This window comes from Alkalitalea saponilacus, from assembly GCF_900168165.1.
In the GTDB taxonomy this organism is placed as follows: Bacteria; Bacteroidota; Bacteroidia; order Bacteroidales; family Marinilabiliaceae; genus Natronoflexus; species Natronoflexus saponilacus.
In genome coordinates this window covers 13,706-36,199 of record NZ_FUYV01000003.1, presented here as the reverse complement: position 1 = coordinate 36,199, position 22,494 = coordinate 13,706, and the positions used below count along the sequence as shown (strand labels likewise).

The 22,494-nt window shown below is 40.7% G+C and carries 13 protein-coding genes; 5 read left to right on the top strand and 8 right to left on the bottom strand.

Annotation, left to right across the window (positions count from 1 at the left end):
* Positions 1–45 precede the first annotated feature (45 nt).
* Genes porT through purL form a run of 3 tightly spaced genes read right to left on the bottom strand, consistent with a single transcriptional unit; the run spans position 46 to position 3,777 of the window.
* Positions 46–753 carry a type IX secretion/gliding motility protein PorT/SprT gene (gene porT, locus B5X70_RS03600; protein WP_079556518.1) on the bottom strand — a complete coding sequence of 236 codons (708 nt, stop codon included), beginning with the start codon at positions 751–753 and terminating at the stop codon, positions 46–48.
* A 59-nt stretch (positions 754–812) separates the two neighbouring features.
* Positions 813–1,544: a bifunctional demethylmenaquinone methyltransferase/2-methoxy-6-polyprenyl-1,4-benzoquinol methylase UbiE gene (gene ubiE / locus B5X70_RS03595; protein WP_079556517.1), complete on the bottom strand. Its 732-nt coding sequence runs from the start codon at positions 1,542–1,544 to the stop codon at positions 813–815.
* Between the two features lie 7 nt (positions 1,545–1,551).
* On the bottom strand, positions 1,552–3,777 hold the full coding sequence (gene purL / locus B5X70_RS03590; RefSeq protein WP_079556516.1) for a phosphoribosylformylglycinamidine synthase subunit PurL: 2,226 nt from the start codon (positions 3,775–3,777) through the stop codon (positions 1,552–1,554).
* Positions 3,778–3,915: 138 nt separating this feature from the next.
* On the opposite strand from purL, the gene B5X70_RS03585 reads away from it, so the two are divergent.
* The 4 genes from B5X70_RS03585 to B5X70_RS03570 all read left to right on the top strand — a co-directional run bounded on the left by B5X70_RS03585 (position 3,916) and on the right by B5X70_RS03570 (position 8,209).
* On the top strand, positions 3,916–4,686 hold the full coding sequence (locus B5X70_RS03585; protein ID WP_079556515.1) for an SDR family NAD(P)-dependent oxidoreductase: 771 nt from the start codon (positions 3,916–3,918) through the stop codon (positions 4,684–4,686).
* 343 nt (positions 4,687–5,029) lie between these two features.
* Entirely contained in the window at positions 5,030–6,139 is a 1,110-nt protein-coding gene (locus tag B5X70_RS03580) for a hypothetical protein (protein WP_143255021.1), read from the top strand.
* A gap of 16 nt (positions 6,140–6,155) precedes the next feature.
* Complete coding sequence (locus B5X70_RS03575) at positions 6,156–6,842, top strand: response regulator transcription factor (protein ID WP_079556513.1); 687 nt, start codon at positions 6,156–6,158, stop codon at positions 6,840–6,842.
* On the top strand, positions 6,842–8,209 hold the full coding sequence (locus tag B5X70_RS03570; RefSeq protein ID WP_079556512.1) for a HAMP domain-containing sensor histidine kinase: 1,368 nt from the start codon (positions 6,842–6,844) through the stop codon (positions 8,207–8,209). Before B5X70_RS03575 ends, B5X70_RS03570 begins: the two co-directional genes overlap by 1 nt.
* Positions 8,210–8,215: 6 nt before the next feature.
* On the opposite strand, the gene B5X70_RS03565 is transcribed toward B5X70_RS03570, so the two are convergent.
* The gene (locus B5X70_RS03565) at positions 8,216–10,672 is read right to left on the bottom strand and encodes an alpha-ketoacid dehydrogenase subunit alpha/beta (RefSeq protein ID WP_079556511.1); all 2,457 of its coding nucleotides are present in this window, start codon (positions 10,670–10,672) and stop codon (positions 8,216–8,218) included.
* Between the two features lie 244 nt (positions 10,673–10,916).
* Between B5X70_RS03565 and cobO the strand changes: the two genes are divergently transcribed.
* Positions 10,917–11,450: a cob(I)yrinic acid a,c-diamide adenosyltransferase gene (gene cobO / locus B5X70_RS03560; RefSeq protein WP_079556510.1), complete on the top strand. Its 534-nt coding sequence runs from the start codon at positions 10,917–10,919 to the stop codon at positions 11,448–11,450.
* Positions 11,451–11,630: 180 nt separating this feature from the next.
* Here the strand turns inward: cobO and B5X70_RS03555 are convergent, their stop codons facing one another.
* From B5X70_RS03555 to B5X70_RS03545, 4 genes are all read right to left on the bottom strand, one after another.
* On the bottom strand, positions 11,631–13,283 hold the full coding sequence (locus B5X70_RS03555) for a T9SS type A sorting domain-containing protein (protein WP_079556509.1): 1,653 nt from the start codon (positions 13,281–13,283) through the stop codon (positions 11,631–11,633).
* Between the two features lie 338 nt (positions 13,284–13,621).
* Positions 13,622–16,732, bottom strand: a complete 3,111-nt coding sequence (locus tag B5X70_RS03550; protein ID WP_159449978.1) for a LamG-like jellyroll fold domain-containing protein — start codon at positions 16,730–16,732, stop codon at positions 13,622–13,624.
* Between the two features lie 576 nt (positions 16,733–17,308).
* Positions 17,309–17,449 carry a hypothetical protein gene (locus tag B5X70_RS18010; protein WP_157666504.1) on the bottom strand — a complete coding sequence of 47 codons (141 nt, stop codon included), beginning with the start codon at positions 17,447–17,449 and terminating at the stop codon, positions 17,309–17,311.
* Positions 17,450–17,648: 199 nt separating this feature from the next.
* Positions 17,649–22,403 carry an InlB B-repeat-containing protein gene (locus tag B5X70_RS03545; protein WP_079556507.1) on the bottom strand — a complete coding sequence of 1,585 codons (4,755 nt, stop codon included), beginning with the start codon at positions 22,401–22,403 and terminating at the stop codon, positions 17,649–17,651.
* Positions 22,404–22,494 lie beyond the last annotated feature (91 nt).

Here is a 22,494-nt window from a genome sequence, read left to right as displayed (position 1 = left end):
GCGCCTTTACTAAATAACCTTTCAAACATCAAAAAAACAGATGATTTACTCAAAATAAAAGGTGAGAACAAAAATCCGGGATGTAAGCCTATCCAAAACACCTGTGTAAAGAACATCTTCAGGCTCTCCGGTTCCTTCCGGACTTAATACATTTAACATGCCCACAGAAATTTTCAATTCGGTAGAAAATCTGAAGTAGCTCATATAAGAATCGATTCCGGCTCCTAGTTCCCAGTAGAGGTCAAAAGGGCGCATTAATATCCCATCCTTTCTACTTTTGGCAAGGTCGAAGCGGGGATTAACGCCGCCCACCAGATATGGCTTCGCATTGGTCATTCTGGCGCCATTGAACTTAATCAGAATAGGGCATTCAATGAAAGTTGATTTAACCTCAAGAGGCCATCTGTCTTCTTCTCCATCATTGCTGATAAAGTGTAAATCTCGTTGACCAAAACTGATTCCCGGTAACAATCGCAAATTCAGGTACTGATTGAGTCTGAAGCTTGTAACCATACCGATATTAATTCCCGGGTTGAGATTTACTACATCGGCATATCTCATCTCCGTTCCTGTAACATCAGATGGGTTTGCGTGCACAACTCTAAAATCCATGGTGTTTAACCCTATCAGAAATCCAAAGTTCAGATGACGATCATCAAAAGAAGGCAAGTTTGGAACCCTTCTTTTCGATGGTTGTGCAATCAACGCAGAACACACCAGGACAAACAGGAATATTGAAACAACTTTCTTCATCTGAAGCCGGATAACAAAATAATATTTGGTTTTGCGAATAAAACGAATAATCACTGATATTATTGCAAAGACTTGGTTGCAATATAAATTGAAGCGATACCTAAACTCAGTCGATGGGTCTTTATGTCATCAAAACCAGCCATCATCAATTCCTGTTCAAACTCTTTACCCTCGGGGAAGGCCATAACAGAGGCCGACAAGTATGAATAAGCCTCTCTGTCTTTGGAAAAAAGAGCTCCGCAAAACGGAATCAGCCGATTGAAATAACAACGGTAAAATTGCTTCATGGGAAAAACATTTGGCCTGGAGAACTCCAATACGATGATTTTTCCACCGCGTTTTAGAACCCGGTTAATCTCAATCAGTCCAAGGTTCAAGTCACCAAAATTTCTGACACCAAAAGCCACTGTGGCCACATCAAATTTACCATTCGGGAAGGGGATCGCTTCAGAATCGGCTTCGGTGAGCATAATGGTGTTTTGTAAACCTCGGCTTAACACCTTTTTTTTGGCAATATTAAGCATCCCCGGAGAAATATCAATGGCATGGATGGCTGTAGGATGACTGGCAGCAAGAGCTAAAGCCAAATCACCGGTGCCAGTTGCCACATCAAGGATAACTGGATTCTTAGTTTTTTTTACCTCGTCAACAACCTTTCGACGCCAGTCTTTATCAATTCCAAATGAGAATAGGTGGTTCAACAAATCGTATTGAGGGGCTATTTTATTGAACATGTATGTCACCTGTTCTTTTTTAGTGCCCCTTTGTTGAGTATACGGAACTATATCCATTTCTTTTCTATTTCCCTTCTACCCAGCTTTTCAACTGGCTTTCAAACACTTTTTTTAACTCATCTACATATCCGTATGACTCATCATCAATACGAACCTCTCCCTTGGTTACATGCCCGAGAATTGAAAACGGAAACTCCTGCTCAACCATGTAATCCACAAACATATCCTGCTTTTCGGCAGAAACAGAAACAATCACCCTGCTTTGAGATTCTCCAAAAAGAAACGCATCCTTTCTTATTTCTGCATCAGTAGTTATATCAAACCCAAACTCCAACGGAGTAGCGCACTCCAAAAGGGTAAAGAAAAGTCCGCCATTTGAAACATCATGTACAGACCGAACCAGATCGGCCTCTATCATCCCTGAAACAACCTGATGCAACTCGCGCTCCTCTTCGGGATCGTAATAAGGAGGTAGCGAAACATTAACCCGGTGAACTTTCCTGATGTATTCCGATCCGTTTACATCATTTCGTGACCGCCCTACCAAAAAGATCATGTCTCCTTTATGTCTGAACGCTAATGTGGTATGCTTTGCAGAATCCTTTAAAAGCCCTACCATTCCGATAATTGGCGATGGTGTGATGGGAACAATCTGCCCATCGATGGATCTTTGATTGTAAAAACTCACATTTCCACTTATTACCGGAACATTGAACAGTTTGCAAGCTTCAGCTATTCCTTTCACAGAAGCAACAAAGGCTCCATAAGCCTTTGGCTCGTTCGGATTACCAAAGTTCAAACAATCAGATATGGCCAATGGTTTTCCTCCGGCACAAACTATGTTTCTGGCAGCTTCTGCAACAGCAATCTGTGCACCCTTGTATGCATCAGTTGTCATGTAACCAGGATTACAATCCATCGTGGCTACCAATGCCTTACCATTATGCTCCACCTCAATAATGGATGCATCAGAAGGATATTTGCTACTCATTGCCTGTGGACGAAGAGATTTCGAGAATTTCTTACTCAACCATTTTTTTGACACCAGGTTTAACGAACTCATCATTTGTTTTACAACAGCTGGATAATGATCTGGTTCAGGAAGTTCTTCCAAAATACAATTAACGACCTCTTTCCCATCAAGCTCATATTCGGGCTCATATACTGGAGCCTTTCCTCCAAGACCTAAATAATCAACGGGAATATTTATTAGAGATTCGTTATTTTCAACAAGATTAAATATTCCGTCATCCGTTACTTCACCAATTATTCCAAATTCAACACCGGCCTTTCTGGCAATTGATTCAATCTTTTCTTTATGCTCCGGCTCAAAACACACCAACATTCTGCCCCATGTTTCTGAGATCAGGATATCACGAGAAGATAACCCTGTATTCTGCAAAGGAATGTTGGCGGTAGTCACCTTAACTCCTGACTTTCCGCGAGCAGCCATCTCTGTTACAGCCCCAGCGATACCCTGAGCTCCAATTGGTTGAACTCCAATGGCCAGCTTCTTTTCAATCAGTTTTCGAATGATTTTATAAAGCGATTTTTCAACTTCAACATTCTTCAATCTGTCCAGTGATAACCCTTTAACTCCATTGTCTGTAATAAAATCAGCGGCAAATGCATCTCCATCAATGCCATCGTCTCCTGTTGAAACGCCCACTACAGCGATCAAATTTCCTTTTCCTTTAGCAACAGCAGAAATTAGATCTTCCTTATTGGCAACACCAACCACCATGTTATTGACAATGGGGCTTGAATTAAAGGCATCGCAGAAGAACACCTCACCACCAACTACAGGCACACCAAACCCTTTTTCAAAATCAGCCAGTCCGGTAATCACCTCTTCAAACAACCATCGGGCGGTGTCTCTCACGCCATTTCCAAATCGTAAAGAATCAAGAAAAGCCAATGGCTTTGCTCCCATGGTAAAAATATCCCGGGTAACCACTCTTAATCCGGTGGAAGCGCCAAGTCTTGGTTGCACAGCACATGGATGGTTATGAGACTCTACTTTAAAGACACATACCTGTCCATCTCCTATATCAATTGCTCCTGCACTCTCTTTTCCTGCCTCAACAACAACCCCGTCACCATTTACAGGAAGAATCTCAAGCCACTTCAAGGAGTTTTTATAACTGGCATGCTCAGACCAGAGAATTGAAAAAATCTCCAATTCGATTATGTTCGGAGTTCGACCCAATATTGATCTTATTCTTGCGAATTCCTCAGACGTTAAATTAAAGGATTCGGCATCATGAATTGTTGTTTCCTGAATGGACATAGCTGATGTTTTAAAAATAGTATTCCAGTCACAAATGTAATCAATGTTGTTTTGACAATAATACAAATGCAACTAAATTCGTAGTTGAAAATAATAAAATTCGGTCACAATACAAATGCATTCATCAAATATACGTTTATGAGAAAAAGAGCACTTGTTACCGGAGCGACCTCCGGAATTGGCGAAGCCACCACTATAAAACTGGCCGATTTGGGCTATAACCTGATCATTACAGGACGAAGGAAGGAGCGACTGACAGCTTTACAAAAGAAATTAGAACCTAAAGGCGTATCCATTACCATTCTTGCTTTTGACATACGTCAAAAGCAAGAGGTTGATGATGCATGGAACCATTTATCTGCTGAGGAGTTAAAGATAGATATTCTGGTTAACAACGCAGGACTTGCTTCCGGCCTTGACCCAATTCATAATGGAAGTCTGGATGATTGGGAAGCGATGATTGATACCAATCTTAAAGGGCTTCTCTATATTAGCCGGCTTGTATCTCCCGGAATGGTTGATAGAAAATCAGGACACATCATCAATGTGAGTTCCATAGCAGGCGTCGAAGTGTATGCCAACGGGAATGTATATTGCGCATCAAAACATGCTGTGCAAGCTCTGACCAAAGGGATGAGAATAGACTTGCTTCCATATAACATTAAAGTTTCCAGCATTTCACCGGGAATGGTTGATACTGAGTTCTCAATTGTAAGATTTCATGGAGACAAAAAGAAAGCCGATGATGTATATAAAGGCTTAACTCCTCTTTATGCAAATGATGTGGCCGATGCCATTGAATTTATAGTAACCCGTCCGCCACATGTAAATGTAAATGATATGTTGCTGATGCCTACAAACCAAGCCAGTGCAGCTTATGTACATAGAAATAATGAGGAAAGAGATTAATGTTACGTCCCTGCATATTAAAACGCTCAGGAGCAGCAGACCCCAGTTGTGGATTTGGGAAACCGTTAGAATCTCATTAAATAAAAATAAGAAACTACAATCAATTGACAAACTGATCATTAAGCAGCCACACCAAAACCACTCAAACACCTAATGCTCTGATTATTTACCTATTCTCAAAATCAAACAAATTGAATTCTAAATATTTTCCAATACTTTTATAACATTATTCTAATTTCGTATATTCCACAACTGTTATACATTTGTAAAAAACAATTCCTAAAAACAAGCAAAAACTAAATGCCATATAAATGCATAAAGTAACATCAGCAAAAAAAGAAACATGCAATTAAAATCGTTCCATATTCTCCCCTTCTTTACATCCTCAATCATCATGCTTTTTTGCTCTGATTTGAATTCTCAGAATTCTATAACCAAACCGGATATTGATTTGGAGATTGGAGGTGAGATTTTTGCAAAACAGACCACTGAATCGGGAAACTACATGCTTGGATTGGCAGCCATAATGGTTGATGTCGATGTGATTTTTAACGACAAAATATCACTTTTTGGAGCGTTTCACTTTGACTCCTCTCCTTGGCACGATTTGCTGAACGAAACGCGTCAAACCCGCATGGGAACTCCTTCACCATACGATATAGAGCTGGAAGTGGAGGAGTTCTACCTGACATGGAACACCACCGGATTTCTAACAATTACTGCCGGGCGGTGGTTTTCACGCATCTCACCTGTAAATCAGTTGCATCTGGCAGATTTTCAGTTTAATATGAAACCCCGGATTTTCACATCCTATTGGGGAAATAATCACGGCATGGCCATTGACGGAATAGGAACCAAGCTATATTACAATAATTCAAATTCGGAGATGGCCTTAAAAACCGAACTAGCTAAAAATGGCATAGAAAAAGAGAACACGCTTCTTACCAACACCCTTAGCTACACATATCACAACGAAACCACTACCATCAATCCACGCATTTTTGGTTATTGGGAACACCAAAGCAATCTTCACCCATTTTTCGCGCTGGAAGAAGAAGAAAACTTCAACAATCAAGAGTTGCAAACAGGTCATAAAATAAATGGATGGGGTGGGAACCTCACTATTGAACAAACCATGCGAAATGACCAATCGCTGCTATTTACGGCAGAGTGGATGAACCGTAAATTTGGAAATCGCAGTTATCCGGGAGGTTATGCTTTTTTGGTGTATTCACCAACAGATAAATGGAACGCCAGCATCATGTATCAGCAATTAAAACTCCCGCTATTGGAACCAGGCATTGGCTCCATGAGCGAAAAATCCATAACAACAGGAGTTTCCTGGTTTCCATACCAAAACCACAGGTTAAGATTGGAATACCAGCATTATGGTGAAAAAATTTATCACGAAAACATGCTCTTGCTGAAATACACATTTATCTTTGATGTTTGATTAGAGAAGAGTCAACATGCATAAAATTCTGATTATAGAGGATGAGCAACGCATTGCCACGCTTATTAAGCGTGGCCTTGAGGAAAACAATTGTCTGGCAGATGTTGCCTACGATGGGGAAACCGGGAAAAAATTGGCATTACGGAGCTCCTACGACCTCATCATCACTGACATCATTCTTCCAAAAATAAATGGCATTGACCTGTGCCGGGAACTCCGGGAACATCTTCCCAACACACCCATCATTATGCTTACTGCGCTTGGGACTACTGATGATAAAGTGGAAGGATTTGATGCCGGTGCCGACGACTATCTGGTTAAACCATTCGATTTCAGAGAACTTTTTGCAAGAATCCGCACTTTATTGAAAAGGTACAATCAGCTGGAAAACAATAATTCTGAAGTTCTAAACTATGCAGATTTGGAGTTAAACATTCACACCAAACTGGTAAAACGGGACAATCAGGAAATACATCTCACTCCGAAGGAGTTCAAGTTGTTGGAGTACATGCTTAGAAATAAAGAGCGGGTATTATCGCGAACTGAGATTGCGCAAAATGTGTGGGAAACACATTTTGACACCGGCACTAATTTTATTGACGTCTATATCAACTACCTGAGGAATAAAATTGATAAAAAATTTCCCACAAAACTGATTCATACCAAATCCGGCATGGGGTTTATTTTAAAGGATAAGTTATAATGAAGATACGGACAAAACTTACACTCATATACACGGTTATCAGCACGGCTATTTTACTGGCCTTTTCCATTGTGATATATTATTCGGCACATAAAAGCCGGGAAAGTGAGTTTTTCACCGCATTAGAACAGGAAGCCATTACCAAAGCCAACCTCTTTTTTATTGCCAAAGTGGATACCACCACGCTTCAAACCATATACCGCAGCAACATTGAGGTGATAAACGAAGTTGAAGTGGCCATATACGACGCAGGATTTAATCTTCTCTACCATGATGCCGAAGACATTGACCACGTGCAGGAAACCCCTGAAATGATTGATGAAATTATTGATAACGGAGAAATTCGTTTTTATCAGGACGACTGGCAGGCAATTGGACTTCGATACAAATATAATGGAATTGCCTACGCCATAACGGCTACGGCATACGACCGCTACGGTTACAGTAAATTATTTGATTTGCGCAACACCATGTTAACGGTATTAATCATGGCAATGGCTGTGATATATCTGGCTGGGCTCTATTTTTCCAAAAAAGCTTTTGACCCGGTTAAAGCCATGATTAGAAAAGCTGAATCCATAACCGCATCGAACCTGGATTTAAGGCTCCCATCCACCGGGAACCATGATGAACTTTCGCAAATGGCCGATACTTTTAATAAAATGCTCAACAGGTTAGAGGACTCTTTTAACTCGCAAAAGGAGTTTGTGAGCAATATCTCTCATGAACTGAGAACACCTCTGGCAGCCATGACCACTGAACTCGATCTGGCCATTCAGAAAGAACGAACCACTGCCGAATATCAAAAAATAATCAAAAATGTTTTATTCGATTCCCGTCGATTGGCTGCACTCTCCAACAACCTGCTCGATTTGGCAAAGGCCGGATACGACCCTCAGGAAATAAGTTTTAAAGTTATCCGCATGGATGAAGTGTTACTGGATGCGATGCAAACTGTGATGAAACATCGTCCCGGATATGCTGTTAATCTTCATTTTGAGGATTCGGAAGAGAACGATGAAGCTGCCGGGGTATTCGGAAACGAATACCTGCTTAAAACAGCATTCATTAAAATTATGGAGAACGGTTGCAAATTCAGTCCCGATAACAGATGCGAAACATTCATACATCAATCACCCGAAACCATCACCATCACCATTAAAGATAACGGAATAGGTATTCCGGATGATGAGTTGCCGGAGATTTTCAAACCCTTTTTCCGGGGAAGTAACCGTTCCTACACCGAAGGCAATGGAATAGGACTTCCATTGGCTCAAAAGATTGTTTCTCTTCACAAAGGCAGCATCAGTGTATCCAGCCAAACCGGAAAAGGAACCACTTTTGTGGTTAGCATTCCTGTTATATAAATCAAATCAGGAATAAATCGGCGGAAACTTACCCGGGTTGGCATCATTCATCAATGCATAAATAGCTTCATACACATCTTCGGCGTTGGGTTTGCTGAAATAGTCGCCATCGGTTCCGTATGCCGGTCGGTGGTCTTTGGCCGAAACCGTAACAGGAGGTGCATCGAGATGGAAAAAACCACCCTGCTCTTCCACCACTTTCTGCATCATATAAGCTGTGGCGCCACCGGGAACATCCTCATCGAAAAAGACCACCCGATTGGTCTTTTTGACCGATTCCAGTATAACGTGATGAATATCGAAAGGCAACAGCGTCTGAACATCAATCAATTCAACAGAAATACCGATTTCTTCGAGTTGACGGGAAGCTTCCATTCCTATGCGGACGCATGAACCATAAGTAACCAGAGTGACGTCACGTCCCTCTTTCAACACCTCCGGAATTCCGAGCGGTATTCTGAATTCTCCGGGATTCTCAGGTCTCAACTCCCGCAGCCGATAACCGTTAAGCGGCTCTATGACCAATGCAGGATCGTCTCCCTGGAGCAGAGTATTGTAAAAACCGGCAGCGCGGGTCATATCACGGGGAACACAGACATAAATCCCGCGTATGGAATTGATGACCATGCTCATTGGCGATCCGGCATGCCATGGGCCTTCGAGACGATGCCCGCGTGTACTGATGATTAAAGGCACTTTTTGTCCGCCTTTTGTGCGGTAATGCAGCGTTGCTGCATCATCGCTCAATGTTTGAAGTGCATATAAAAGATAATCGAAATACTGGATTTCGGCAATTGGCCGTAGTCCCCTCAATGCCAACCCAATTCCTTTTCCAATTATGGTAGTTTCACGAATACCGGTATCGAAAACACGGTTTTCGCTATACTTCTCCTGCATCCCTTCCAGAGTCTGGTTAACCCCGCCTAATTTCCCAGTATCCTCTCCAAAAATCATCAGCCGGGGGTCGCGGGAAAGCATGGCATCAAAATTTTGCAAAAGCACTTCACGACCATGTATCTTTTCGGGCTCAGCGGAATAAAATGGAGCAACCGGTTCTACTTTCAAAGCAGAATGAGAAGACTCATCATATAGGTAGGCATTGTATTTTTCATGTCCCATTTTCCGGTAATCCACAACCCACAATTTGAGTTCATTTTTAAGACCACCGGGAATATCACAATTGGAACAGACATTACGCAACACCTTACGGGCTGCACTCAAAATCTCTTTGCGGTTTAGTGTATGTGCAGTTTGCAACTGATGCATGGCATCATCAATTTGGCTCTGACGGGCCAGATTACAAACACAGTGTTTGGAAGTTACCAGGTGAACAAGCTCGTCGCGTTCGCGCACGAGCGGCTGCATATACTTATTGAAAACCTCGTTCCGAATCTCCTTTATCTCTTTTAAAGCCTCTACTTCAATCTTATCCAGTTCGGCATCGATTGCCAGACCGGTTTCCACAATCCACTCCCTCATGCGAATCAGGCAGTCATTCTCCCTCTCCCATTTCATTCTCTCTTCGGATTTATATCTTTCGTGCGAACCAGAAGTGGAATGTCCCATGGGCTGGGTAAGTTCTTCAACATGAAACAACACGGGAACATGCTCTGCACGACAACGGGCAATGCCTTCTTCGTACATTTGGCATAAACCGGGATAATCCCAACCTTTAGCACGGTATATTAAAATTCCGCTGCTGTCGCGTGCTCCTTTTTCAAAGCCTTGCAGGGCTTTAGAGATATTTCCTTTAATGGTTTGTTTTTCCGTTGGAACAGAAATGGCATATCCATCATCCCAAACAGAAACTGCCATTGGAACCTGCAAAACCCCGGCGGCGTTCATGGTTTCAAAAAAATGTCCTTCGGAGGTGCTCCCATCTCCTATGGTTACAAAAACAACTTCGTTGCCTTTGTCGCTGAACTGCGTAAATTGATGCAACTGCTCATTGTTTCGATAAACCTTTGAAGCCAAAGCCAACCCTACCGAACGAGGCATTTGTCCGGCTGTTGGACTGATATCGGAGGCGGTATTTCCGCCTTCCATCTGGTTACGCCAGTTGCCATCCTCGTCGATGAAACGGGTGGCGTAATGATTGTTGAAGGAGCGTCCGCCGTTATCGGGATTCAGTTCTGTGTTAGTTTCTCCGTAAAGAAGCGCAAAAAACTGCTGGGGAGTGGTCATTCCCGCAGCAAGCATAAAAGTTTGGTCTCGATAGTAGCCGGAACGCCAGTCACCGTTTCTGAATTGTTTGGCCATGGCAATTTGAGCGACCTCTTTACCATCACCAAATATTCCAAATTTAGCTTTACCGGTTAACACTTCTTTTCGGGCAATCAGGCTCATCTGTCTGCTCAGATGCGCCGTTTTATAATCGTTTAATACCTCATTTTTAAAATCTTCGAAACTTAGATCGATATCGGATGTTTCTGCCATCTCCATATTGTTTTCTCTTGTAAGCATACAAATTTATTAAAATATCAGTACTAACCCGCCAGTCTGTACCGGTAAAATAGAATATGCAGCCACAATTCAAACAGATAAAAGTACGGAATGTTTAATAAGTCTTACAACTATACTGATAACCAGTATCAAATTTTGTTTTAATGTATACTGACAAAAAATTGCGATTCATCTTCGCACTATGATTACCCATCGGAATTCTGACTTATTGCTAACTTTACCAGACAATTTTAAATAATTAATCATGACTCAATCAACTTCAGAAAACGGATACATACAAGTATATACCGGCAACGGCAAGGGTAAAAGCACTGCTGCTTTCGGACTATCTCTCAGAGCAGTTGGTGCCGGCAAAAAAGTGTTTTTTTGCCAGTTTGTTAAGGGCAAAATCTATTCAGAAATCGAGGCCATTCGTCAATATCTTCCCAACATCACTTTAAAACAATACGGCCGTGGTTGTTTTATCTATAAAAAACCTGACCAGGCTGACATTGATGCGGCAAAGGAAGGCTTACAAGAGATTTCAGAAATTGTGAAATCAAGCGAATACGATCTGATTGTGCTTGATGAAGCCAACATTGCGCTATATTATAATCTCTTTCAGGTCGATGATTTGATTGAAATTCTCAAACAAAAACACTCAACCACCGAAGTGGTAATAACCGGACGATATGCACCGCAGGAGTTGATGGATTTTGCCGATTTGGTGACCGAAATGAAGGAGATAAAACATTACTACACCAAAGGTGTAGAAGCAAGAAAAGGGATTGAGTTTTAAGGAAACAGAGACTTCCAGAAGAAGATTTAAGGTTCCACCTTTTAAGAAAGTTGAAATGCTGTTTTTAGGAGGAAATAAAACAAACAGGGTCTGCTGAAAAACTCAGCAGACCCTGTAACTGGAAAGTAATTTAATTTTAAAACTGATAAATTCTTACATAAACGACTAATAGTAACCGAATTACTCTTTAGATATAACTAACTTGTCTTCAGCTCGATAAGAGTCGTTAGAAACAACAACATTGTATATTCCAGCAGGTAGATGATCTAACGATACTTGATTGTTGCCTTCATATATTTCTGACAAATAAACTAATTGTCCCGAAACATTAAATACCCGAAGACTGCTTTTTTCGCCAACATCAACAGTGAAGACTCCATTAGATGGATTAGGATAAATTTTAAATATATTGCTTCTTTCTAAACTATTAGCTCTGGTTTGAACGACTCCGATTACCTCAAATATATAAGGTAATGAAATGTTTGTTTCTGTGTGGATCACCATGTTGTATAACCCATTATTCATTGGGAACGAATGATTTTTTGGTGTACCTTCAGAGTCAAATAAATCATCTTGATGTATAGTTATGGGGGTGGAAAAAGCTGCTCTATCATCTCTGGATCCACTTACTTGATAGAATTGTATGACTTGTATATCATCTCCTGGCCACCAAGAAATTCCAGTATTGTTCTCAGATAAGGGGAATTTATTGAACATGCTCTCCATCCAATCAAAAACATCACCATAGTCCGAGTCACCACCTACATTCGGAGGTGGTATATAATCAATTGCCTTTTTATACATGGACATCCAGCTCCCTGTGCTTCCAACATCCCAGTCTGTTGGAGGGTCGTCGTATCCCGTTCCATTGCAGGTCATAGCCGGATCCAAATATAAACGAGAGTTCGCATAATGACTAAAGAGACCTATTTCAATATCGGGATTTTGGCTAATCAATTCCCCACAAACACTTTCGGCAGCAGTCTCAACAATTACAACCATTTCCTGGTAGTCTCTATAATGACCTAATGATTTTTGAATTGCATAAACATCATCAACAATCCATAGATTGTTCATGTCTTTATAATTTCCGGTGGTACTGTTGGGTATCTTCATCAGCTTTATTCCATCCATTTGCTGGCTGTTTTGATTAAATACAGACCAACTTACATCGTAATGAGCAAATGTATTCCAGTTAAGATAAGCATTGGCATCATGTTGGGTATTTTGACTGTTTGATTTAAGAGACTCCCATTCGGTAAAATTCATGTAGCGGTACAACGGACTATAAACATCATCCTCTTCATCATAAGCATAAGTTCCATAACTTCCGTTTATCCTCACGGCAGAAAAACCATTACCAAGCGGTTCTCCGGTATTCATGTTATACTCTTCCAAAATTTCAATTTTGTAAGCGTAAGTTTGTCCATTACATATAGAAGCACAAACGGGCAACCACTCTGTGGCCGGATAAATCGCTTTTTCAATCCACTGATCCTCTGCAAGGGTTTCACCTGAAGAGTTTAACCCATATACTTTAAACAACTTTTGAGTGGAAGGATCTTCAAATGTTCGTGGATCCATTCTGAGATAATTTTCTCCGTTTCTACTGAAATGGCTGCTTGCATACTCGTAATTTTCAGAATCGCCTTCTCTGATTATTTTATAAACATCAACCTTCCAATTTGAGATTTCGGGGTGGTCGCCGGAATTAAAAACAAAGTAATTTTGATAGGCATCAGGAGTTCCATAAATGACAGGTTCCTGAATTCGATCTTCAGCAAAAAGGTTCGTAAAAACCCCAATAAAGAGTAGTATTAAAATAGACTTCATAACAGATAAATTTAGGGAAGAGCCTGAAAGTATTGCTATTATCTATTAATAAAATCCTAAAAAGAAGCAGGCTCTGTTAACAGATTTCAGGAATTTTATTAACTAAAACAACCATTTAGGGACTAATGAAATTTACATAGTTAACCCAAAAGTTGTGTAGATACATTTATAAAATCAACAGAGTAGTTAACCAAAATGTTTAATCACTTTTATCAAAAAAGGGATTGAGTTAAAACTCAATCCCTATTCGTTATTTTTTTTATTGCCAATAGGAGACGCAAAAAAACATAATAATCAGCCATTTACGCACTGAAAATGATGCAACAAAAAAATGATTATTATCTCTTCACCATTATTTTCAACGTTTCCATCCTGACATTGTCGCTGACCTTTAGATAATACAAACCGGATTCCAGTCCCTTGAAATCACAATCGACACTTTTTATTCCCCCAGACAAATCCGTTTTCTTATGCAAAATGAACCGTCCTTTGATATCATAAACTGAAATATTTATTTCACCTGGATTAAAGTCTGTTAATTCTAAAGTAAATTTACCAGACGATGGGTTCGGGTAAATAGCAACATCATGATTTCCTGAATACAAATTTGATATACTCGTTCCGTTTCCTTCAGAAGCTTCGGCTATTAGTGCATTGATTTCCTCTGAACTTAACGCATAGTTATATATTCTAAAATCATCTAATTGTCCATTAAGATAAGGGTCCGGGAATTGAGATCTCCCGATTAAATTATTCTGTGTAACACCTAAATAATTTGGTAATAAAGTCATCTCGGTATTCTCAGCAACCATAAAACCATCAACATATAATCTGGCAGTTTCTCCTTCCATCGTTACGGCAACATGCTTCCATTCGCCTACTGGAAGTGACGGTCCGTTTAAAATTTGTTCGTCTACATCCTCCGTGCGTATAGCAAAACGCAAGAAGTTTCCGGTTTTTGGTGTCAAGAACATATATTTACTGGTGTTGTCTCCAAAATCAAAAATTCTCTGCCAATCACCTCCTCCATTCCAATAAACCCAAGTCGCAATTGTTAGTTGCGAATAGGTAACTATTCCATTTGGCAACTTTGCATAATCGTTAACCCCACTAAAATTAATTCCTCTCCCGATTACGCCATCTGAATATGTTGGAGAACCGAAAGCCGTTCCATGCTTAGTTCCTTTACTATCCCTAAGGTTTCCTTCAAATTCGTAATGATTCATTAAAGAAGGTGGCTCATTGCTAACAATCAAAGAAGCTCTTCCTGATTCGTTCCCCGCTGCATCGACTGCACTTACACCAAATGTAAAAGATGTTAAATCCTTAAATTCACTAAGGTCATACGATGTAATTGTTATTGTTTCCACAAGAGTGTTGTTAACATATATCCTATAACCAACAACCCCAACATTGTCAGTTGAAGCGGCCCATGACATCAAAATTGTTGTTTCAGAAAATTCTGCTATAAGGTCTGTGGGAGTTGTAGGTGCTTCAATGTCGACAGTCATCACTGTAAACAACTCACTTTCTGATGAATTACCGGACGGATCTACGGCTACAACAATAATTGAATACTCAGTTCCCTGCACAAGACTTGAAATTGTAGCTGAATTACTGTTTGTTATAATTTCAAGTCTATCATCAACATAAACTTCATAAACTTCCACATATATATTATCAGTTGATTCATCCCAGGTTAAAGATATAGATGTATCCGTTTTTTCAACAACTGTAAGGCCTGTTGGTGAGGTTGGAGGTTCTTCATCATCAATTCCCGGGTCGGGTAGTGTTGTTATTTCAAGAGCCTCGCTATCCTCAGAAACATTACCTGCAACATCCAATGCTCTAACAGTTATTAGGTAAGTTGTATTAAAGATGAGACCGTCAATTACAGCAGTCGTTTCAGTTGTACTATAACCCAATTCGCCATCAATATAAACTCCATAACCACCATTGGTCTCCAGTCCAATCCAGCTTAAAGAAACGCCGTTGTGCTTAATGTAGTTCATGCTAAGTCCGGTTGGTGGAGCAGGCGGTACACCAATCAATTCCCACTTTGCACTTTCCCGGCTATCATCTTCCCACATTCCTACATTATCGCCATTGTTGGTTCTACCCATTCCATCTAAAAAAAAACCTGTACCAATATTTCGCAAACTAATGATTTGATCATTAATCCTTATCGTATCCCATTGTTGATTCACATGGCCACTGCCACTCCACTGACCACAATTGGATCCATTGCCAAAACCATCTCCACCCATAGCATCCAGGAACAGCCCGGTTACACGATTCCGAAACCCAAAAGCACCTCCGGCAATTCGCTCCATCTCCCATTGCGCATTAAGTCCTGTACCATAAACGGTTTGCCCACATAGTGAACCATTAGCGGTACGTCCCATTCCGTTAAGGTACATGCCGGTTTCGGCGTTTTTTATTTTATAAGTAACCGGTTTGTCGGCATCACTACAGTATTTGCTGAGGTTCGCATAGGTGCCGGCACCGCTGACATTCCATCCTGTGTTGCTGCATCCTGATTCTACACGAACATTTGTTACATTCTGCAACCATACTCCACGACCAGCACCCCATTGATCTAAACAATCAATGGCTTCAACATACTTTACTGTTATATTGTAACTATCAGACAGCACAAAAAGCCCCCTTCCACACTCTCGTGCAAACAATGTATCTGCGACCATATCGTGAGAGCCATTTGCAAAACGCATGCCGGCATAACCACCCAAGTAGCTGCATCGATAGGCGTCTACAGTGCCAACTGTTCCATTTGACGTTGCATTAAATTGAACTCCGGAACCTCCCGTGTTTCTTGCAATAATGTTATCAACATGAATACCTACCACTCCATATGTTTCAAGACCATGAGATCCAGTGTTCTCAAAACGGCAATTGGTAACTGTTACGTTGTGGATACGAGCCTCCCATGGATTGCTGGCACGGCTATCAATCCTAATCCCGATGTGTGCATTGGAAACAGCAACATTGTTTACAACAATGTTGTTACTTGCTGTTAGCCGAATTCCGTAGGTTCCTCCCCCATTAACTATCAAGTCATGAATCTCTATATTATTTACATTCCTGGCATTAATCATTTGAGTATCATTGTTACTCCGTGTTAGTGTATTGCCATGGAAAAACCATTTCTGTCCATTAGCCATTGATATTGAACTGGTCAATGCACCGGAGCACAGGACATGAATTTCACGTCCCTCTACAGGAGCTACATTACTCCAGATTACATTGTTTAGAGCCTCAGTAAAACTCGAAGTTGTACCCCTGTCTACTCCATCAATTCTCCATATATAACTATCGCCTTCCTGGCGCACCTCATTAGGATAAGATGCTTGCAAATCATTATTGGAGAAGGCTCCCAACAACAACACTGAAATAAAGCAATAATAAAAATGTACAAGATTCCTTTTCATAGATTTATAGTTTTGTAATTTTTGACTTCCCATATAGGAAGACATTATTCTCTTATACACTCAAATATTGTAGTTCTTTTTACTTTTATTGATTTTCTCAAAAAAAACATAGTTTTCTTTGGCTGAAAAACATTGTAGAACTCGCAATTATTGAGGGTGGCAATTCGTAATTAGGGGCTCTGACTTGTTTCAAACCAGAATCCAGATATGTTTCTGAAACATCCCCAAAAAAGAATATGAATACAATAAAAAAGTTTGATCACACTATACAATAAAACGTATTATACAAAAAGCCAACATCTCATCAAACACTAATTGTTAAATAATGGCAAAAATAAGCAAAAGTATACAATATACTATTATTAATTCGTATACAATTGAATCTGAATATGACTAATAACAGCCAGACTCCGTATTGTTCAGGATTTTATTGATATTTTCATAACGTACGATTAAGCTAGAACGAACCCTCAGTTCGAAGAACGACCACTCCATTACCATCAAAACCAACTGTCAAACCCTCGTCATTTTGATTCCAAACAGGCTTTTTAGATCAGCCTATTATCATCCTAACCTTCACTGTGCAGATGATTTTGAAGATATAACCCATGGATCTAAACCGCCACACCATTTACCAATACCATCCTTAATCGTAACTTCTGCATTATGGAACACCTGCTTTTTCGCCTTCCCTATTCGCTCCGTGCGATAACTCATATAATCAATGTATGAGCCGAGTGAATGCGTAGGCCTGTTGAAAGCCCAACCTATAAACTTTAATTAGAAGAATAGGGTTTTACTATTAAAAATCTGTTTAATTGGCATTTAATAGTAAAACCCTTAATACTTTCTGAATTAAACTAAACACATTTAACCTCAAAAAAAGGGATATGAATTATAGCCACAGCAAAATTAACTATGGATTAACAACTATCGTAAAAACTTTAACATTTTCAGCCGTCACCACTTTTAAGAGGTATAAACCGGGTGAAAAATCTCCAACGTTGACTTCCGCTCTGGATCCTACATCCTGCTTAATCAGAACAGTCTCACCCGAAAGCGCGATTAGGCGCACCTCTGCCATAAAACATTCAGAATCAACCACCAATAAATCATCTACAGGATTAGGATATGCATGAATGCCATCTAAAGCAAAATCAACCAAATTGTTAACTATTGAAAAATTGGCAAATATCTGTATATCCCGAGCAGGCATTGTGAACTGCAATACCTCATCATTCCCAAGAACATTACCCTCATCATCTGTCCAGTTCATCAGACTGTATCCCGCCTCAGGTGTTACACTTAAATTTAGCATGTCACCTTCCTGATAATTCACTTTTTCAGGTGATACAACTATTGCCCCGGCGTTGTATGGAACTGAATTTACCGTAAGTTCATACCCCTTGAGTGCAAACTCAGCGTAAACTATTGTGTTACCTGGGGGCATGGTGTAGTTTAACTCCTGATCAGAGCCTATTACATTGTCTTCAGCATCTTTCCAGCCAACAAAAACATAATCCGCTTCCGGGGTGGCATTTAGGGTGATTTGATCGCCCATGTTATACAAAGGTTTTTCAGGATCAATGGTCACGGTTCCGGTATTGGACGGAGTTACATCCGCCTGGAAAGTGTACTCAGCAAGTTCGAAAAGGGCAGTAACAGAATAATCAACTGCAGGCATATAAAACTGATATGATTCATTACTTCCAAGGTTCTGTCCATACATGTTTGTCCAACTTGCAAACCTGTAGCCATCTGCAGCTACCGCTGTTAAAACAATCAGATCATTGTAATGATAATAATCCTTTTCAGGATCCACGTTCACGCCCCCTGTTCCCTGGGGAGAGACATCAACGGTTAACATATTCTCTTTAAGCACAAACTCAGCGGTAAGAACGACATCTGATGAGGGCATTTGGAATAAGAATTCTGAATCCTCACTGATTATCACATCGTCCTCATCTCTCCATCCGGCAAACTCATAATAGAAAACCGGATCTGCCAACAGGCGTACCAAAGCCCCTGCCGGATATTCTCCGTCACCTGACACCGATCCTCCCTCCTCCGGCGAAGCCAACAAATCTAACTGATAAACACCCGGCGGATAATGATAAGCCGAAGGCGCTGATTGCCAGCTCAGATACGGATATGTTTCGCCTTCTACAATGCTCCACACCTGATCAAAATCCCAATTTTCAAAAGTAGATTGTGTTAACATCTCCGCTGTCGTTTTTCCTTCCGATCCTTCTCCTTGCGCATCGCAAGTTCCTATCCCCGATATCTCTGCATCCCAATAATTGTTATAAACATTATCGGTATTAGATAATAAAGATGCCACAATGCCACCAAGCGTACTTCCATTGGCCGATAGCGTAACGGCATAGGAGTTTTCCAGCGTGATGTTTCGTCCGGCACCTACCAGTCCACCGGCAGCCTGAGCTGCAAGAACATTACAGATGGCATAGCAGTTGGCTATTACACTGTTATTATTATTTTCACCCAGCAAACCACCTATGTGCTGCTGACCTATGACATTTGCGATTGCATAAGAATTGTATATTTCTCCCTGTCTGGAATGTCCAACCAATCCTCCTATACTGACATTCCCGGATATATGACCATCTTCAACGGCACAATTTTCTATCACACTTTCAATGTTTGTTCCAACAAGGCCTCCAACGCTGTTTGATCCGGACATATAAACATCAATAATGCGTAAATTCCGAATGGCTGTTTTATGGGCTGTGGCAAACAGTCCCAAAGGGCTATAAAAACTGCTCTGAGTTACGTGAATACCCGAAAGGGTATGACCGTCACCATCAAATTCAGAAAGGTTGCTGTATGAAATGTTGTAACCGGGAAGCTCAGAGAGATCTATATTATCCGATAAACGAAACTTCAGATTTTCATCGCCGGAAAAACCTAATAAATCCTTCATGCCCTGAACGGTTGCTATCTCATAATATTCTCCGACAGGAACCAAAGACTCGCTAAACCGGGTAATATCCAAAACCTTCTCATTGTCCATCCAGTCCTCAAATTGGTCATTGTATATACCGCCTCTGGTTACTTGATTTTCATCGTTAATTTTTACTTTATCAATATTATAAAACGAGTTAGTTAGAGCAACATTACCCTCCAAATTACCAGCAAATCCACCTAACCAGGATTCTCCGGAAACATCTCCTGTAGAATAGCAGTTAATGATTTGCACAAGCCGACCCAGGCCTGCTGATAAATGCCCTGCAAATCCACCACAATAGGAATTACCCGTAACACTGCCTTTTGAATAACAATCCTCAATAATTGTGCGATCAAGAGCAGTTCCAACAAAACCACCTAAATTACTGCTACTTCCGATAACATCACCGTAAGAAGCAGACCGGGAAATCCTCGTAAAGTTGGATGCATAACCAACAAAACCACCCATCCACGCTTCGCCCGAAACCATAACATCAGCCATGCAATCAGAAATAACACTTAAATGTAAACTTTCTCCAACCAAACCACCAACCCTGCCATTACCTTGTACCATACCGGTAACAGAGGAGTTTTCAATAAACAAATGACTGTTTACACTTCGGTTACTTCCAACTAAACCGCCAACCGAATTGTTTCCTGTAACATCAACATCCTTTAAATGTACATTTTTGATTTCACAATAGGCTAGCATCCCGAACAATCCAATAATGTTCTCATCAGGTCTGTTGATATATAAATTTATAATACTATGATCATTCCCATCAAAGGCACCCGAGAAAGCATCAGCATAAAGAGGTCCTCCAATCGGCTTCCAGCCTGCGCCTTCATTCCAGGGAATAACACCTAAATCGATGTCACTTACTTGTGAAAAATGTTTATCAACATGCTCTTTCCCGGTAAACCTACCAACATTTTCCAGTTGCTCAGCAGTCTCAATCAACCATGGATTCTCCTCAGAACCAAACCCAACATCGAAATACCGCTCAAACGTGGCGGTAATAACCGCATCTGATTCCGGCATTATATAGGTAAGTACACCACTCACTCCTAATTCATTTTCATGATTATCATTCCACTGGCCAATAAAACATCCTTCGGCAGGGATCGAAGTGATTGTGATCTCTTCCCCGGGATTATAGAATGGCTTATGTGGGAATATTTCTACCCCCCCCTTGGTCTCATCCACCACATTGACCTGCAAAGTATGCACTCCAAAATTAGCGATAACAGTGGCATTCTTAGCAGGCATGGTATATACAAACCCTGCATCTTCACTTAAAGCATTCCCATCCTCATCAGTCCAGTTTGCGAATAAAAGATCCCCGTGAGATGTGGCAGTAAGCGTTATCTGATCACCTACATGATAATGATTCTTCTCCGGACTGATGGAAATCTCTCCGGCTTCCTCAGGATAAACCTCTACAGACAGATTATAATCCAAAGGGGTAAAATAAGCAGTTAATGTTATATCTTCGTAAGGCATCGGATATGCAAAGCTATCTGTCTTGTTTGCCAACTGATGGTCAGCACCCATCCAGTTTGAAAATTCATACCCCGGCTTGGGGACTGCCTTTATAAAGGCAATGGTACCACCATCATACTCTCCCTCCCCGGTAAAAACAGCTGAATTATCCGGATTGCTCTCCAATGTCAAATTATATTTCCCGGGATAATTATGAGGCCACGGTTCTCCTTGCCATGCCAGATAACCATAAGCTTCTCCATTTGGCAATACCATACCATGGACAAGAATGGGGCTCATAACATCAGCATCCAGCATTTCTTCTGTTGTTTTAGGGGAGCCTGCCCCCACAGGGTCAATCCAATCAAGTCCGGCAGTCTCTTTGTTCCAAGCATTTTGAGAAATTGAGCCTTCATTCAAACCAACCAATCCACCACACCACGTATCGCAAATAATCATACCTACGCTGTAAGAGTTAGCAATGTAGCCATTATTGCTATGTCCTATAAGGCCTCCAACATAGGAATCTCCTATAACAGAGGCATTGCTGTAGGAAGCCAATACCCCCTGAGAGCCACTTGTGAAAGAGTTAAAGCCAACAAGCCCTCCAACACTTCGTTCCCCCTGAACCAACCCCAGGCTAAACGAGGTTAGAACATAGGCTCCAGTATTTCTACCTACCAATCCTCCCACGTACTCACTTCCCTTAACAAAGCCATCAAAATAGGAATCTTCAATGGTAGATTCATTGGAGTTATACCCCAAAACACCTCCGGCATGATCTCTTCCGGTTACATATCCATTTACAATTCTTACATTTCTGATTTTTGCACTTCGGGTTGTGTAGCCAAATAGGCCGACATAGTCTTCATTGGGTCTGTTGATATAGAGTCCTTTAATTTGATAACCATTCCCGTTATAATTTGCCTGAAAACCTTGATCAACATAATCACCCTCCACTGGCCGGCCAATAGGTTCCCATCCAAGCCCTGAATTATAGGGTGCGACATCCAGATCGATATCGTTTGTTTGTTCATAAAACATATCATCCCATTCGGAATTGGCAAATAACCGGAGATTGTTTAAATCCTCCAGATTCTGGATCAAAAACGGATCGTCCTGCCTACCCATTCCTTCAAAATAATCGTGAGGATTTTCATAGATCTGGGCATTTGAACAAAACAACAACAAAAAGAAGAAAAAAAACAACTTAGATTTGAGCATGACATTGAGTTTTGGTTTAAATATAGATGAGTTTATTTTGGCAAAATCAAAAAATGAGAAGTATATATAACCCCTATCTTTTTACGCAAAA